We start from the raw sequence: 14,761 nt of genomic DNA on the forward strand, positions 1-14,761 counted from the left end.
GGCCGACTGCACGCACTACCTACCGCTTAGCCGCGCGGCTTCTCCCGCATCTCGTACGTCGCGATGACGTCGTCGACCTTGATGTCGTTGAAGTTGCCGAGGTTGATACCGCCCTCGAACCCTTCGCGGATCTCGGTGACGTCGTCCTTGAAGCGACGCAGACCGGAGATGGTGAGGCTCTCCGCGATGACCTTGCCATCGCGCAGCAACCGCGCCTTGGTGTTGCGCTTGACCTCGCCGGAGCGGACCAGCACACCGGCGATGTTGCCCAGCTTGGACGAGCGGAAGACCTCGCGGATCTCCGCCGTACCCAGCTCGACCTCTTCGTACTCCGGCTTGAGCATGCCCTTGAGGGCCGCCTCGATCTCCTCGATGGCCTGGTAGATCACCGAGTAGTACCGGACGTCGACGCCCTCGCGCTCCGCCATCTGCGCCGCGCGGCCCGCAGCGCGGACGTTGAAGCCGATGACGATCGCGTCGGAGCCGGTCGCCAGGTCGATGTCCGACTCGGTGACCGCACCCACGCCGCGGTGCAGGACGCGGATGTCGACCTCTTCGCCGACGTCGAGCTGGAGCAGCGAGGACTCGAGAGCCTCCACCGAACCGGACGCGTCGCCCTTGATGATGAGGTTGAGTTCCTGCACCAGACCGGCCTTGAGCGCCTCGTCCAGGTTCTCCAGGGAGAACCGGACGCCACGCCGGGCGAAGTTGGCGTTGCGCTCGCGCGCCGCCCGCTTCTCGGCGATCTGACGGGCCGTACGGTCCTCGTCGACGACGAGGAAGTTGTCGCCGGCGCCGGGGACGTTGGTGAGACCCAGGACCAGGACGGGGGTCGACGGACCCGCTTCCTCGACGTTGTTGCCGTTGTCGTCGAGCATCGCCCGGACTCGGCCGTACGCGTCGCCGACCACCATGGTGTCGCCGATGCGCAGCGTGCCGCGCTGGACCAGGACCGTCGAGACGGCACCTCGGCCACGGTCGAGGTGGGACTCGATCGCGATGCCCTGCGCGTCCTGCTCCGGGTTGGCCCGCAGGTCGAGCGAGGCGTCCGCGGTGAGGACCACGGCCTCCAGGAGGGCCTCGATGTTGAGGCCCTGCTTGGCGGAGATGTCGACGAACATCGTGTCGCCGCCGTACTCCTCGGCCACCAGACCGAACTCGGTCAGCTGACCGCGGACCTTGGTCGGGTCCGCGCCCTCGACGTCGATCTTGTTGACCGCGACCACGATCGGCACGTCGGCCGCCTTGGCGTGGTTCAGCGCCTCGATCGTCTGGGGCATCACACCGTCGTTGGCCGCCACCACGAGGATCGCGATGTCGGTCGACTTGGCACCACGGGCACGCATGGCGGTGAACGCCTCGTGACCCGGGGTGTCGATGAAGGTGATGCGACGCTCTTCGCCGTTGACCTCGGTCGCGACCTGGTACGCACCGATGTGCTGCGTGATACCGCCGGCCTCGCCCGCGACGACGTTCGTCTTGCGGATGGTGTCGAGGAGGCGGGTCTTGCCGTGGTCGACGTGACCCATGACGGTCACGACCGGCGGACGGACCACGAGGTCGTCCTCGTCGCCCTCGTCCTCGCCGAACTCGATGTCGAAGGACTCGAGCAGCTCGCGGTCCTCCTCCTCGGGGCTGACGATCTCCAGGACGAAGTTCATCTCGTCCGCGAGGAGCTTCAGCGTCTCGTCGGAGACGGACTGCGTGGCAGTGACCATCTCGCCGAGGTTCATCATCACGCCGACGAGCGACGCCGGGTTGGCGCCGATCTTCTCGGCGAAGTCGGTGAGGGACGCACCACGCGACAGGCGGACGGACTGTCCGTTGCCGCGCGGCAGCATCACGCCGCCGACCGACGGGGCCTGCATGGCCTCGTACTCCTGGCGCCTCTGCCGCTTCGACTTGCGGCCACGACGCGCGGGACCACCGGGACGGCCGAAGGCGCCCTGCGTGCCACCACGGCCACCCGGACCACCGGGACGGCCACCGAAGCCGGGACGACCGCCGCCACCGCCACCGGGACCACCGGGACGACCGGCGAAACCGCCGCCGCCGCCACCGCCGGGACCGGCCGGACGACCGGCGAAGCCGCCACCGCCGCCACCGGGACGACCGGCGAAGCCGCCGCCGCCTCCGGGACGACCGCCGCCGCCACCGCCGGGACCACCCGGACGACCGCCACCGGCACCCGGACCGCGGCCACCGGGGCCACCGCCGGGACGCGGGGTACCCGCAGCGGGACGCTGCGGCATCATGCCGGGGTTGGGACGGTTACCGCCGGGGCCGCCGCCGGGACGCGGAGCGCCACCGGGACCACCCTGCGGACGGGGCATGCCGCCCGGGCTCGGACGACCGCCACCCGCACCCTGCGGACGGGGAGCACCCTGACCGCCGCCCGCACCCTGGGGACGCGGAGCACCGGAACCGGGGGCGCCACCGGGGCCACCCTGGCCGCCGGGACGCGGGGCGCCCTGCGGACGGGGCGCCTGGGGACGCGCCATGCCGGTGGAACCACCGGACGTGAAGGGGTTGTTGCCCGGACGCGGACCGGACGGACGGGCGCCGCCGGGACGCGGAGCGCCCTGGCCACCCGGACGCGGGGCGCCCGGACGCTCGCCACGGCTCTGGCCGCGGTCCTGACCACCCTGGCCACGGTCCTGACCGGGACCCGAGGGACGGGCGCCGGCGGGACGCGGGGCGCCGGGACGGGCGCCGGTGCTGGGACGCGGCGCCTGCGCGGCGGCCGGAGTGACCGGCGCCGACGGCGGAGCCGTGAACTCCGGCGTGGTGGGCGCCGCGGGGGCCGGCTTCGGCGCGGGCTTGGGGCCCGGCGTCGGACGTGAACCCTGCGGGGCCGGCGTCACCGGGGTGACCGGCGCGCTCGGCGCGGCGGGCGCCGCGGGGCGCTCGGCCACGGCGGGCTTGGGAGCCGGCGGCCTCGGGGCAGCCGGACGGGCCGACTGCGCCGGGGAGGGCGCGCCGGGCTTGGGAGCCGCCTTGCGGGGGGCGCCGGGCTTGGCGCTGCTCCCGCCCTGGAAGGCGTCTGTCAACTTGCGTACAACGGGCGCCTCGATCGTCGAGGATGCCGATCGGACGAATTCACCGAGTTCCTGGAGCTTGGCCATGACGGCCTTGCTCTCAACCCCGAACTCCTTGGCGAGTTCGTATACCCGGACCTTAGCCACTTCGCTCCTTTTAGGTCCGGGTTGCGGCCGGACCGTCGCTACTTCATGGGCGTACTCATCGCGTGCTCATCGAGTGCTCATCGCAATCTCGACCTACTTCCAACTCGCGGGGGGTACCAGGGCCGCACGGGGGTTCCGTGCGACGCGTCTTACGGTGTTGCCTGCTCGACGTACCGGCGCAACGCCGCCGTGTCGAGCGCTCCCGGGGCACGCAGTGCCCTGACGAACGCCCGGCGACGTACCGCCAGGTCGAGACAGACCAGGGCGGGGTGCACATACGCACCCCGGCCGGGCAGCGTACCGCGATCATCGGGGGCGCATTCACCCTCGACCGCCACGATGCGCAGCAGTTCCTTCTTGGCCGCTCGCTCCCGACACCCCACACAGGTGCGTTCAGGGCATGCGCGGGCACGCGTCCGGCCAGACACTCCTAAGTCTACCTCCCCGTACGGACCTCACTCCTTCGAGATGAGGATCGAACAGTTGCCGCGCAAGGAACTGTCGTGATCTCAGCCACCTGCGGCCTGGATCTATTCCCTCACCGGTCCCGCTGCTGCTCGGCGGGGCGCTCGGACGGCTGCTCGGTGTCCGGGCGGATGTCGATGCGCCAGCCGGTGAGACGGGCGGCGAGGCGGGCGTTCTGGCCCTCCTTGCCGATCGCCAGCGACAGCTGGTAGTCGGGGACGATCACGCGCGCGGAGCGGGCCGCCAGGTCGACGACCTCGACCTTGTTGACCCGGGCCGGGGAGAGCGCGTTCGCCACCATGTCGGCCGGGTCGTCGGACCAGTCGACGATGTCGATCTTCTCACCGTTCAACTCGGCCATGACATTGCGCACCCGGCCGCCCATGGGGCCGATGCAGGCCCCCTTGGCGTTCAGCCCGCTGCGCGTCGACCGGACGGCGATCTTCGTGCGGTGACCCGCCTCACGCGCGATGGCCGCGATCTCGACGGAACCGTCGGCGATCTCGGGCACCTCCAGCGCGAAGAGCTTCTTCACCAGGTTGGGGTGCGTGCGCGAGAGGGTGACGGACGGACCGCGCACGCCCTTCGCCACTCGTACGACGTACGAGCGCAGCCGCAGCCCGTGCGTGTAGGTCTCGCCGGGGACCTGCTCCTGCACCGGCAGGATGGCCTCCAGCTTGCCGATGTCCACCAGCACGTTCTTCGGGTCGCGGCCCTGCTGGACGACACCGGTGACGATGTCGCCCTCGCGGCCCGCGTACTCGCCGAGGGTCGCGTCGTCCTCGGCGTCCCGCAGGCGCTGCAGGATGACCTGCTTGGCGGTGGTGGCGGCGATCCGGCCGAAGTCCGACGGGGTGTCGTCGAACTCGCGTGCCTCCTGCCCCTCCTCCAGCTCCTGGGGGTCCTCCTTCGCCCACACGGTCACATGACCGGTCTCCCGGTCGAGCTTCACGCGCGCGTGGCGGCGGCTTCCCTCGGTGCGGTGGTAGGCGATGAGGAGGGCCGACTCGATCGCGCCGACCAGCAGGTCGAAGGAGATCTCCTTCTCCCGCACCAAGCCCCGCAGGGCACTCATGTCGATGTCCACGGCTACGCCTCCTCTTCCTTCTCGTTCTTGTCCTTGCGGTTGAACTCGACCTGGACGCGGGCCTTGTCGATGTCGCCGAAGGCGAGGCGGCGGGCGGTGGCCTTGCGGCCCTTCACGCCCGGCACTTCGAGGTCAAGGCCCTCGTCGTCCACGGTCAGGATCCGGGCGACCACCTCGCCGCCGCCCTCGGTGAGCTGGAACCTCACCAGCCGCTCGACGGCGCGTACGTAGTGCCGGTGCTCGGTGAGTTCGCGCTCGGCGCCGGGGGTGCCGACCTCCAGGGTGTACTCCCCCACGCCCATCGCGTCCGTCTCGTCGAGCTTCGCCGAGAGCGCGCGGCTCACATCGGCGATGGCGTCCAGATCGGCTCCGTCGTCGGAATCGACGACGACCCGCAGCACTCTCTTGCGCCCGACGGACTCCACTGCGATCTCTTCGAGATCGAGACCCTGCGAGCTGACGAGCGGCTCCAGGAGCTCTCGAAGCCTCTCGCTCTGGGTGGTGCTCATCCGGGTGACTCCTCGGCCGCGTGTGCTGTTGTGGGTAGGTCGCGTGTCAGGTCAAAGGGTATCCGGTCCCAGGGGGTGTTGCCGTCCACCGGAACGCCGTCGGTCGCCGGGCTGCGCCGGTGTGGGGCGGTGGGCCGGGGCGCGGGTACGGTGATCACGGGCGTGCTGCCCTTCCGTCGCATTCCGCGGTCTCCCGTTCGTACGAGCCCTCCGAGGACGTCTGCCGTGCCGTTCCCCCCACCGTCGCGCACCCCGCTGGGAGCCTCTCCGGGTCCGCGCAGAAGGACCCTGCTCGCCTCGGCCGCGGGCGCCGCCCTGCTCGTGGGCTGCACCACCGAGCCCGACACCACGGCCACGAGCGCCGGCAGCCCGTCGGTCGCCGAACGCACACGCGCGCGTGCGGCCCGCGACAGCATCGGGCTCGTACAGCAGTACGACGCGGCGATCGCGTCGTTCCCGGTGCTGGCGGAGCGGCTGGCGGAGCTTCGGGCGGAGGCGGTACGGCACGCGGAGGCGTTCGGGGGCGCAGAGCCGACGCCGACGCCCACTCCCACCTCCGCGTCGCCTGCACCGTCGGCCCCGGCATCGGCCTCGGCCTCGACGGCGCCGCCGAGCGAGCGGGACACGCTCGCCGGGCTCGCCGCCGCCGAGCGGGCCCTGGTGGACCGGCGTACGAAGGCACTCCTCGACGTACCGGGTGAGCTGGCGCGGCTGCTGGCCTCGGTGGCGGCTGCCGGGGCCGCGCATGTGTATCTGCTGACGGAGGGCGCGAAGTGAGCGGGGCGAAGACGAGCAAGGCGGGCAAGGCGGAGCGGTCCGAGCAGGAGACCGGTGAGCTGACGGCTCTCCAGGCCGCCCTGAGCGCCGAGCACGCGGCGGTGTACGGGTACGGGGTCGTCGGCGGGCTGATCGGCGAGGCCCGCCGGAGCGAGGCGCGATCCGCGTACGACGCCCATCGGGCCCGGCGCGACGAGCTGGCGCGGGCCGTGCGGGCCCTCGGGGGTACGCCGGTGGCGGCGGCGGCCGGATACGCCCTGCCGTTCCCGGTGACCGACTCGGACGCCGCCGTCCGGCTCGCCGCCGAGCTGGAGGAGCGGGTCGCCGGGGTGTACTCCGACCTGGTCCGGGCGGCCGAGGGCGAGCGGCGCGGGACGGGCGCCGAGGGGTTGCGGGAGGCCGCGGTGCGGGCGGTGCGGTGGCGGGGCGGGAGCGTACCCTTCCCTGGGCTCGCCGAGCGGACGGGCACACCGTCGGCGACACCTACCGCGTAGCCGCACGGCATACGGCATACGGCACACCGCGTACCGCGTACTGGAAGGAACCGACCCGCGCATGGCATTCGCACCGCCGCCCCGACTGGTGAGGGCGCTCGGCGAGACGGCACCGGACGGTGACGACTGGCTCGCGCGGGTGCCCGCGGCGGCTCAACAGGCCGTGGATCTACGCGTGTTGACCGTGGAGCGGGTGCAGGTTCCGGGTGGGCGCAGCAGTCTGGTGGTGCTGGTGCGGCGGGCGGACGGTACGCCCGCCGTCCTGAAGCTCGCGCCGCCCCGGGCCCGGCCGGAGAGTGAGCGGGTCGCGCTGGCGCACTGGGGTGGGGCGGGGGCGGTGCAGTTGCTTGAGCCGTCCGCCGGGTCCGTCGGGGACGGTGCTCTGTTGCTTGAGCGGCTGCATCCCGATGTGTCCGTGCGGTCGTTGCCGGAGGCGAAGGCGTTGCTGGAGGCGGCCGGGACCTTGCGGCGGCTGTGGGTCGAGCCGCCCGCGGGTTCGGAGGCGGTGTTCGAGACGGTGGCCTCGCGGACCGGGCGGCAGGCCGAGGCGATGGCGGCGAGTGCGGGGGCGGATGCGGGGGTGGCGCCGCTGGTCGCCGCGGCGCTGGCGGCTCGTGAGGAGTTGTTGGTCGCGCCGCCCGAGGTGCGGTTGCTGCATGGGACGTTTCGGCAGAGCAAGGTGTTGGCCGCGGAGCGGGTGCCGTGGTTGGCGGTGGGGCCTGATCCGGTGGTCGGGGAGTGTGCGTTCGATCTGGCTCGGTTGGTTCGGGATCGGGTGGAGGATCTGATCGCTTCGTCTTCGGGGGCGGCTATTACTCGGCGGCGGGTGAAGCGGTTGGCTGAGTCGCTGGATGTGGATCAGGAGCGGTTGCGGGGGTGGACGTTGTTCCGGGCTGTGGAGTCGGGGGTTCGGGCTTTGCGGGTGGGGCGGGCTCGGGATGGTGAGTTGTTGCTGGAGTTTGCTGGGTGGCTTTGAGCTTTGAGGTTCTCCGGTTCGATTTCGGCTGCGGGAGCATCGTGGCTGGTCGCGCAGTTCCCCGCGCCCCTGGGTGGGTCATCTCGTCGTCAGTTTGAGAGCTAGGACGGGGCAGTCGGCTGCTGCTCTGCGGGCTCGTTTGACTGTGCGGGTGGGGATCGGGGTGCCGTCCACGAGTGGGTAGCCCCATTCGTCCAACGCAATGTGCTCGGGAAGTAGTTCTGCGCACAGGCCGTGGGCCTGGCATGCCGTCCAGTCGATGTCGATTGCTGTCGTCTCTTGAGTCATGTCAGCTCCGGTCGTCGGGGACTGGCAGCAGGGGTGTCCGGACTGTCGCCGTGCAGAAACCTGCCGCGTGGGCGTCCAGTTCGGTGGTGAAGGTCGTCAGGGCCGAGCGGACCAGGCGGGTCGTGCCGTCGGGGTGGTGGCAGGCGCCTCTGCCCTCCACCAGGCCCGACCAGCGGGCTATGTCCGTGCGGGTCGTGCCCTGCGGGCCCGGAGTGGCCAGGGTCTGGAAGGCGGTGGCGATGCGGGGCAGTCCGTTGAGGCAGGGGCCGCACTGGCCGGCCGACTGCAGGGCCAAGTACCGCAGGACGCGGGCCGTTTCGGCGAGGCCGCAGTGGTCGGCGGGCAGCGAGGCGAGGACGCCGGCGCCCAAGTAGGCGGTGGTCAGCGGGAGTTGGGCTGCCTCGGCGGCCGGGATCCAGGTGCCGTGGTAGCCGCCGATCAGGACCGCCCCCGTGGGGCCCAGCGGCAGCAGTCTGCCGAGCCGCATGCCGAACGGGGCCTCGACCACGCGGACTTCACGCCCGGGCACATGAACGGTGCACAGCGCGCTGCCGGGTTCCGAGGGGGTGCCGGCCGCCCGGAACCAGTCGGCGCCGTAGCGGGCGATCAGTGCGAGGTGGGCCAGGGTCTCGACGTTCTGGACGAGGGTCGGGGCCCGGTGAACTCCGCGCTCTCGCACGGGCGGACGCTGGTACTGCGGGAGGGCGGGGCCGCCGGAGACGTACGAGGTGAGGGCGGAGGACTGGCCGGACAGGAACCGTCTGGGGACGCGGACCACCTTGACGGACAGGGGGTCGCGGCGGCGCTCGGCGAGGGCTGCCTCCAGGTAGCTGCCGCCCGCCTCCACCGCGAGGTAGGCCTCCCCCGCGCCGACCGCCTCGGCCGCCAACTGGAGTCCGTCCAGGACGAGATGGGGCGAGAGGTGGAGGAGGGTCTTGTCCTTCCGGCTCGCGGGCTCTCCCTCGGCGCCGTTGGCGACGACCACCGGGGCTCGGCCCGTGCGGCGGCCCGCGTCGGCCACGGAGACGAGTTTGCGGTAGGTGGCGAAGGCGGCTCCGCCTCGGCCGGTGAGGCCCGACTGGGCGACCGTTTCCAGGAGTTGGGCCGGATCGCCGTACGAGACCGGCCCGTACCGCTGCTCGTGCGTGCTGAAGTCGGCCGGGGCGCCGCCGGGGGCGAGGAGGCGGGGCGGCATCAGGACGTCGGCGTATGTGGTGGTCATGAGCGGGCCCCTTCGAGCGGGCGTTCCGGGGTGCGGAGCAGGGCAGTCGGGGTCCGGCGGGCGGCTCGTGCCGCGTGGGCCGTGCGGATGCCGAAGGCTGCCAGGACGGCCGCGACACAGGACACGGTCAGCCAGGTCATCCAGTCGGCGCCGGTGTCCGTGCCGATGCCGATGCCGTGGACGAGCGCGATCGGCCAGGAGGCGTACGCGAGCCAGTGCACGGCACGCCAGGTGCGGTGGCCGAGGCGGGCCCGCAGGAGGCTGGTGACCAGCACCGCGAGCATCAGGTCGAAGGCGACCGTGCCGAGGCCGAGCCAGAGGGGCTGGTAGTCGGAGACGAAGGGGACGACCGCGTCGAGGAGCGTGATGTCGACATAGCCGTCGATCACGGCGGCGGCTATGTGGAGCACGAGGAAGACGGTGGCGGAGAGGGAGAGGGTGCGGTGGAGGGAGACCGTGCCGAATCTGGGCAGGCCGGGGATCTTCGTCCGCAGACGGACCGCGATGCCGAGCAGGACGACGACCGTGAAGAGGATCAGGCATACGGCGCCGGTGGCGCGGTTCGCGTACCAGAGGGTCTCGGAGGTCATGGGGTCGCCTCCGGGTGGACGGGGGCCGTGGTGGGCCAGCCCGGGGTGGTCACTACCGTGCCGTCCGTCGTCACCAGCCGGGCGGGGAGGCCGAGCCCGGTCAGCCAGCGTTCCGCGCCCCTGCCCTTCACCAGGGCCGCCGTGCTCGCCGCGTTGGCGTCGGCGCAGTTGGCCGCCGCCACCGAGACCGTGCGCCAGGGGGTACGGGCGGGGAGGCCCGTGGCCGGGTCGATGATGTGGTGGAGGGTGTGCTCGCCCCGGCGCCAGTGGCGGGCGGCCGTGCCGGAGGTGGCGAGGCCGCCGCTGTGCAGGCCGATCGTGGCGTACGGGCCCTGCGTGGGCGCCTCGTCCACCGCGCCGGTGATGTCCTGGACGCGGATGCGCCAGCCGCCCGCCGGGGGCTCACCGGCGACCGCCGTGTCGCCGCCGAGGCTCACCAGGACTCCGCAGCCTGCGGCCTCGGCCAGCGTGCGCGCTGCCCGGTCGGCGGCCCAGGCCTTGGCGGTGGCGCCCAGGTCGAGGTGGATGCCGGACGGGACGGTCACCGTGCCGGTCCCCCGGTCCAGGTGGATCCGGCGCCAGCCGGGGACGCGCCGGACGGTGAGCCGGGCCGGGCGGTCGTCCTCCTGGACGAGGGTGAAGTCGCGGTCGTAGCCGAGGGCTTCCAGTGCCGAGCCGACCGTCGGGTCGACGGCTCCGTCGGTCGCCTCGGCGGCGCGCAGGGCCACCGCCAGCGCCTCGGCGAGCAGCGGGCTGACCCGGGTCGGGCGGCCCTCGCTGCCGTCCAGGGCGGCGAGTTCGGAGTCGGCGCGGAACCGGCTGCAGGTGGCGTCGACCTCGGCCAACTGGCGGGCCAGGAGCAGGTTGCAGGTGTCCAGCAGGGCCGGGTCGGTGGTGACGAGCCGGACGCTGGTACCGAGGGCACGCCAGTCGGCGGCGGCCGTGGGGCGGACTGCGGTCGTCATCACGACGCCCCCGAGGTGGCGTCGGTGGAGCCGCTGGAGTCGGAGGAGGTCAGGTCGTCCGAGGAGGACTGGAGGTCGCTGGACGAGGAGGAATCGGTGGACGAGCTGTCCGAGGCCGACGAGTCCGTCGACGAGGAGGACGTGTCCGTACCGCTGTCGGTACCGGTCTCGGTGCTGGTGTCCGTACTGCTGTCGGTGGTGCTGGTACTCGAACTGGACGTCGAGTCCGAGCTGCTGCTCGCGGTCGTCGTCGCGTCCGACTCCATCGTGCCGACGAGGGCGAACACCCCGGCCGCCGCGGCCAGTGAGACCGCCGCCGCCACGGCCGCCGTACGCCGCACTCCCCTGCGCACCGCCGCCGCGGCTCTCCGCTCCCGCTCCCTGCTCGTCATGGCCGTTCCCCTCCGTAGGACGTGACTCTGTGTCACGCCCTACGTTCGGGGACCGACCTGAGAGAAGTCTGTGAGGCGCCCATACGCCTCCCGAGAACTCTCTGAGAGCGGGATTTAAATAATCAGGCGGTACCGGTCAGCCGGGCGATCGCCTCATCGACCGTCAGTTCCTCGCGCTCACCCGTCCGACGGTCCTTCAGTTCCAGGACGCCCTCGGCCGAACGGCGGCCCGCCACCAGGATCTTCGGTACGCCGATCAGCTCGGCGTCCGTGAACTTGACGCCCGGGGAGACACCGGCGCGGTCGTCGACCAGGACGCGGGCACCGGCGGCGGCCAGCTTGTCGGAGACGTCGAGGGCCAGTTCGATCTGGAGGGCCTTGCCCGCCGCGACGACGTGGACGTCGGCCGGGGCGATCTCCTTGGGCCAGCACAGGCCCTGCTCGTCGGCGTGCTGCTCGGCGAGGGCGGCGACCGCGCGGGAGACGCCGATGCCGTACGAGCCCATGGTCACGCGGACCGGCTTGCCCTGCTGGCCGAGGACGTCGAGGCTGAGGGCGTCGGCGTACTTGCGGCCGAGCTGGAAGATGTGGCCGATCTCGATGGCACGGTCCAGCTTGAGGCCGGTGCCGCAGGCGGGGCAGGGGTCGCCCTCCTGGACGACCACGGAGTCGACGTACTCGTCGACCTCGAAGTCGCGGCCGACGACGACGTTCTTGGCGTGCACGCCCGGCTGGTTGGCGCCGGTGATCCAGGCGGTGCCGGGGGCGATGCGCGGGTCGGCGAGGTAGCGGACCTTCTCCAGGCCCTGCGGGCCGACGTAGCCGCGTACGAGGTCGTCCCGGCCGGTGAAGTCCTCGGCGGTGACGAGTTCGACGGCGGCCGGCGCGAAGTGCGCCTCGACCTTGCCCAGGTCGACCTCGCGGTCGCCGGGGACGCCGATCGCGACGATCTCGCCGTCCACCTTGATCAGGAGGTTCTTGAGGGTGGCGGAGGCGGGGACCTCAAGATACGCGGCGAGGGTCTCGATGGTCGGGGTGTCGGGGGTGGGGATCTCTTCGAGGGCGGGGACGGCCGAGCCGTCGACCGGCTGGAGCGCGTACGTGATCGCCTCGGTGTTGGCGGCGTAGTCGCAATTGGGGCAGTCGGCGAAGGTGTCCTCGCCGGCGGCGGCCGGGGCGAGGAACTCCTCGGACTTGGAGCCGCCCATGGCGCCCGCGGTGGCGGCGCAGATGCGGTAGTCGAGGCCGAGACGCGCGAAGATCTTCTGGTACGCCTCGCGGTGCAGGGCGTACGACTGGGCCAGGCCCTCGTCCTCCGTGTCGAAGGAGTACGAGTCCTTCATCAGGAACTCACGGCCCCGCAGGATGCCGGCGCGCGGGCGGGCCTCGTCGCGGTACTTGTTCTGGATCTGGTAGAGGATCACGGGCAGGTCCTTGTAGGACGTGCACTGGTCCTTGACCAGGAGGGTGAAGATCTCCTCGTGGGTCGGGCCGAGGAGGTAGTCGCCGCCCTTGCGGTCGTTGAGCCGGAACAGCTCGGGGCCGTACTCCTCCCAACGGCCGGTCGCCTCGTACGGTTCCCTCGGCAGCAGCGCGGGGAGGGTGACCTCCTGGGCGCCGATGGCGTCCATCTCCTCGCGGACGACCCGCTCCACATTGGCGAGAACCTTCTTGCCGAGCGGCAGCCAGGACCAGAGTCCGGCGGCGGTACGGCGTACGTATCCGGCCCTGACCAGCAGCTTGTGGCTGAGCACCTCGGCGTCGGCCGGGTCGTCACGCAGTGTCTTGACCATCAAACGGGACATGCGCTGGACCTGGGCCTGGGCCATGATTCTCGACTCCTGCTGCGTAAGGGTGATGGCAGGAGGTTAGCCGGGGGGTGCGGGACGGTGGAAATCGGCTAACGGCGGCGGAGTGGCAGGGGGGCGCCCATCACCGCGTACGGCTTCGGGGCGCTGGGGAAGAGGACCTGGCGGGCCAGGTCCTCGTAGCCGAGGGAGTGGTAGAGGCCGCGGGCCGGGCTGTCGGTGTCGATCGCGGAGAGGATCGAGCGGGGTTCGGCGGCGGAGTCGGTGATGGCGGTGATCAGGGCGCGGCCGACGCCGATGTTCTGGAAGCTGGGGTGGACGTGTAGTTCGGTGATGACGAAGGTGTCGTCGAGCCAGCCGTCGTGGCCCTGTCTGCGCAGATACGGCTCCACAACGGTGGACCACCAGTGCGTACGGTCATTGGGCATGCCGTAGACGAAGCCGGCGAGCCGTCCGTCGGGGGTGGTCGCGCCGAGTGCGCGGGCGCCGGGGTAGGTCAGGTGCCGCAGCACGATCTGTCTGCGTACGGCGACCTCGTCGGCGCCGAGTCCGAACGCCACGGCCTGGACGGCGAGCGCCTCGTCGACCCGGGCGGCGAGGTCGAGGGGGCCGACGACCACGTCGTGGGGGCGGGAGTGGTGGCGGCCATGACCGGGGAAGCGCGGCATGTCGGGAGACTACAGGGGGTGCGCAGGGTGCTGTTCGAAAGAGTCGTGTCGCCGTCCGGCCGCTGTCCGGTCACTGTCCGGCCTGTGTCCGGTCTGTGTCCGGTCTGTGTGGGTCGCTTCAGAACAGGACGCTCATGAACGCGCCGACTTCCTGGAAGCCCACCCTGAGATACGTCCTGCGGGCGGGGGTGTTGAAGTCGTTCACGTAGAGGCTGACCACGGGGGCGACATCCGCGAGGGCGTAGCGCAGTACGGCGGCCATGCCGGGGGCGGCGAGGCCCTGGCCCCGGTATTCGGGGGCCACCCAGACGCCCTGGATCTGGCAGGCCTGTGTGGTCGCGGCGCCGATCTCGGCCTTGAAGGCGACCCTGCCGTGTTCGTCGAGGCGGGCGAAGGAGCGGCCGGAGGCGACCAGTTCGGCGACGCGGGCCTGGTAGAGGAGGCCGCCGTCGCCCGCGAGCGGCGAGATTCCGACTTCCTCGGTGAACATCGCCACGCACGCGGGCATGATCGTCTCCATCTCGTCCTTGCGGACGCGGCGGACGTACGGGTCCGGGGCGATGACGGAGGGGTCGGGGAGCCGGTCGGTGACCATGAGGGGCTGGTGGCGGCGGACCTCGCGGGCGGGGCCCCAGCTCGGTTCGAGCAGCCGCCACAGCTGGGTGGTGGCCTCGGCGGGGCCGACGATGGAGGAGCAGCGGCGGCCGGCTCGTCGGGCGCGGTCCGCGAAGGCGCGTACGGCGCGGGGGGTGGCGCAGATCGGGACGAGGTTGGCGCCGGCGTAGCAGAGGCTGGTGAGCATGCCATCCTCGTACCAGCCCCACATCTCGCCGCCGAGGCGCCAGGGGTCGAGGCCCGCGATCTGGACACGGGAGGTCACGAAGGCGTTCGCGACCGGCTCGCGGCCGAGGACAGCGAGTGCGGCGTCCAGGTCGCCCGGTTCGAGCACCCGGGAGGTGGTCTGCGTCAACACGTGCGGGCCTCACCATGCGGTCTGCTGATCTCCGCACTGTACCTGCGGAAGCTGAGCGGCGCCGCCCTGTGTTCGTGCACCGTTGTCTTGACCGTGACCGTTGGCTGATGTCGCCGCTCCTGGGGGCTGCCGCCCCCAGACCCCCGCTGTCGGCCTGAACGGCCTCGTCCTCAAACGCCGGACAGGCTGGGTGTCCTGGCCCACCCGGCGCGCGAGAAGCGAGGCCACTCCAGCACAGCCCTGCTTTCCCACCCACCCGCCCTTACTGCCGCTTCAGCACGGGTCGGGGCACCTCAGCCTGCCAGGCGTTCAAGGCCAAGCGCGTGCTTTCCCACTCAGGCCCGACACCCCCAGCCCGTCCG

Annotated in this window: 15 protein-coding genes; 4 read left to right on the forward strand and 11 right to left on the reverse strand. The window is 71.9% G+C overall.

Annotated elements, in window-relative coordinates; translation table 11 throughout:
- Nucleotides 1-26 precede the first annotated feature (26 nt).
- From infB to rimP, 4 genes are all read right to left on the reverse strand, one after another.
- Nucleotides 27-3,185 (reverse strand): translation initiation factor IF-2, encoded by a 3,159-nt coding sequence (gene infB / locus CW359_RS42150; protein ID WP_105975553.1) that lies wholly within the window; start codon nucleotides 3,183-3,185, stop codon nucleotides 27-29.
- A 149-nt stretch (nucleotides 3,186-3,334) separates the two neighbouring features.
- The gene (locus CW359_RS42155) at nucleotides 3,335-3,613 is read right to left on the reverse strand and encodes a YlxR family protein (RefSeq protein ID WP_105975554.1); all 279 of its coding nucleotides are present in this window, start codon (nucleotides 3,611-3,613) and stop codon (nucleotides 3,335-3,337) included.
- Nucleotides 3,614-3,723: 110 nt separating this feature from the next.
- Entirely contained in the window at nucleotides 3,724-4,737 is a 1,014-nt protein-coding gene (nusA, locus tag CW359_RS42160; protein WP_105975555.1) for a transcription termination factor NusA, read from the reverse strand.
- Between the two features lie 2 nt (nucleotides 4,738-4,739).
- Complete coding sequence (gene rimP, locus CW359_RS42165) at nucleotides 4,740-5,246, reverse strand: ribosome maturation factor RimP (RefSeq protein WP_105975556.1); 507 nt, start codon at nucleotides 5,244-5,246, stop codon at nucleotides 4,740-4,742.
- A gap of 225 nt (nucleotides 5,247-5,471) precedes the next feature.
- On the opposite strand from rimP, the gene CW359_RS42170 reads away from it, so the two are divergent.
- The 3 genes from CW359_RS42170 to CW359_RS42180 all read left to right on the forward strand — a co-directional run bounded on the left by CW359_RS42170 (nucleotide 5,472) and on the right by CW359_RS42180 (nucleotide 7,493).
- Nucleotides 5,472-6,023, forward strand: a complete 552-nt coding sequence (locus CW359_RS42170; RefSeq protein WP_105975557.1) for a hypothetical protein — start codon at nucleotides 5,472-5,474, stop codon at nucleotides 6,021-6,023.
- Nucleotides 6,020-6,517, forward strand: coding sequence for a ferritin-like domain-containing protein (locus CW359_RS42175; RefSeq protein WP_105975558.1), 498 nt, complete (start codon nucleotides 6,020-6,022; stop codon nucleotides 6,515-6,517). Before CW359_RS42170 ends, CW359_RS42175 begins: the two co-directional genes overlap by 4 nt.
- Nucleotides 6,518-6,578: 61 nt before the next feature.
- Nucleotides 6,579-7,493 carry an aminoglycoside phosphotransferase family protein gene (locus CW359_RS42180; RefSeq protein ID WP_105975559.1) on the forward strand — a complete coding sequence of 305 codons (915 nt, stop codon included), beginning with the start codon at nucleotides 6,579-6,581 and terminating at the stop codon, nucleotides 7,491-7,493.
- Between the two features lie 78 nt (nucleotides 7,494-7,571).
- Here the strand turns inward: CW359_RS42180 and CW359_RS42185 are convergent, their stop codons facing one another.
- From CW359_RS42185 to CW359_RS42200, 4 genes are read right to left on the reverse strand one after another with little or no spacing between them, the layout of a single operon-like run.
- Nucleotides 7,572-7,781: a ferredoxin gene (locus CW359_RS42185; protein ID WP_105975560.1), complete on the reverse strand. Its 210-nt coding sequence runs from the start codon at nucleotides 7,779-7,781 to the stop codon at nucleotides 7,572-7,574.
- Nucleotide 7,782: 1 nt separating this feature from the next.
- Nucleotides 7,783-9,003, reverse strand: a complete 1,221-nt coding sequence (locus CW359_RS42190; RefSeq protein ID WP_105975561.1) for an NADH-ubiquinone oxidoreductase-F iron-sulfur binding region domain-containing protein — start codon at nucleotides 9,001-9,003, stop codon at nucleotides 7,783-7,785.
- The gene (locus CW359_RS42195) at nucleotides 9,000-9,593 is read right to left on the reverse strand and encodes a ferric reductase-like transmembrane domain-containing protein (protein WP_105975562.1); all 594 of its coding nucleotides are present in this window, start codon (nucleotides 9,591-9,593) and stop codon (nucleotides 9,000-9,002) included. The genes CW359_RS42190 and CW359_RS42195 overlap by 4 nt, the downstream gene beginning before the upstream one ends.
- Nucleotides 9,590-10,558: an FAD:protein FMN transferase gene (locus CW359_RS42200; RefSeq protein ID WP_105975563.1), complete on the reverse strand. Its 969-nt coding sequence runs from the start codon at nucleotides 10,556-10,558 to the stop codon at nucleotides 9,590-9,592. The genes CW359_RS42195 and CW359_RS42200 overlap by 4 nt, the downstream gene beginning before the upstream one ends.
- Nucleotides 10,559-10,582: 24 nt before the next feature.
- Here CW359_RS42200 and CW359_RS42205 point away from each other — a divergent pair, with 24 nt between their 5' ends.
- The gene (locus CW359_RS42205; protein WP_232838838.1) at nucleotides 10,583-10,975 is read left to right on the forward strand and encodes a hypothetical protein; all 393 of its coding nucleotides are present in this window, start codon (nucleotides 10,583-10,585) and stop codon (nucleotides 10,973-10,975) included.
- Nucleotides 10,976-11,072: 97 nt separating this feature from the next.
- Here the strand turns inward: CW359_RS42205 and CW359_RS42210 are convergent, their stop codons facing one another.
- The 3 genes from CW359_RS42210 to CW359_RS42220 all read right to left on the reverse strand — a co-directional run bounded on the left by CW359_RS42210 (nucleotide 11,073) and on the right by CW359_RS42220 (nucleotide 14,399).
- On the reverse strand, nucleotides 11,073-12,779 hold the full coding sequence (locus CW359_RS42210) for a proline--tRNA ligase (RefSeq protein WP_105975564.1): 1,707 nt from the start codon (nucleotides 12,777-12,779) through the stop codon (nucleotides 11,073-11,075).
- 71 nt (nucleotides 12,780-12,850) lie between these two features.
- Nucleotides 12,851-13,426: a GNAT family N-acetyltransferase gene (locus CW359_RS42215; protein WP_105975565.1), complete on the reverse strand. Its 576-nt coding sequence runs from the start codon at nucleotides 13,424-13,426 to the stop codon at nucleotides 12,851-12,853.
- A gap of 118 nt (nucleotides 13,427-13,544) precedes the next feature.
- Nucleotides 13,545-14,399 (reverse strand): GNAT family N-acetyltransferase, encoded by an 855-nt coding sequence (locus CW359_RS42220; RefSeq protein ID WP_105975566.1) that lies wholly within the window; start codon nucleotides 14,397-14,399, stop codon nucleotides 13,545-13,547.
- Nucleotides 14,400-14,761 lie beyond the last annotated feature (362 nt).

Origin of the sequence: Streptomyces geranii (assembly GCF_002954775.1) — a bacterium.
GTDB lineage: Bacteria > Actinomycetota > Actinomycetes > Streptomycetales > Streptomycetaceae > Streptomyces > Streptomyces geranii.

Excerpts from the sequence above, each read along its gene's own strand:
- CW359_RS42190 (WP_105975561.1), bottom strand. The coding sequence starts at position 9,003 with ATGACCACCACATACGCCGACGTCCTGATGCCGCCCCGCCTCCTCGCC.
- CW359_RS42210 (WP_105975564.1), bottom strand. The coding sequence starts at position 12,779 with ATGGCCCAGGCCCAGGTCCAGCGCATGTCCCGTTTGATGGTCAAGACA.
- CW359_RS42185 (WP_105975560.1), bottom strand. The coding sequence starts at position 7,781 with ATGACTCAAGAGACGACAGCAATCGACATCGACTGGACGGCATGCCAG.
- CW359_RS42180 (WP_105975559.1), top strand. The coding sequence starts at position 6,579 with ATGGCATTCGCACCGCCGCCCCGACTGGTGAGGGCGCTCGGCGAGACG.
- CW359_RS42200 (WP_105975563.1), bottom strand. The coding sequence starts at position 10,558 with ATGACGACCGCAGTCCGCCCCACGGCCGCCGCCGACTGGCGTGCCCTC.
- CW359_RS42195 (WP_105975562.1), bottom strand. The coding sequence starts at position 9,593 with ATGACCTCCGAGACCCTCTGGTACGCGAACCGCGCCACCGGCGCCGTA.
- CW359_RS42215 (WP_105975565.1), bottom strand. The coding sequence starts at position 13,426 with ATGCCGCGCTTCCCCGGTCATGGCCGCCACCACTCCCGCCCCCACGAC.
- rimP (WP_105975556.1), bottom strand. The coding sequence starts at position 5,246 with ATGAGCACCACCCAGAGCGAGAGGCTTCGAGAGCTCCTGGAGCCGCTC.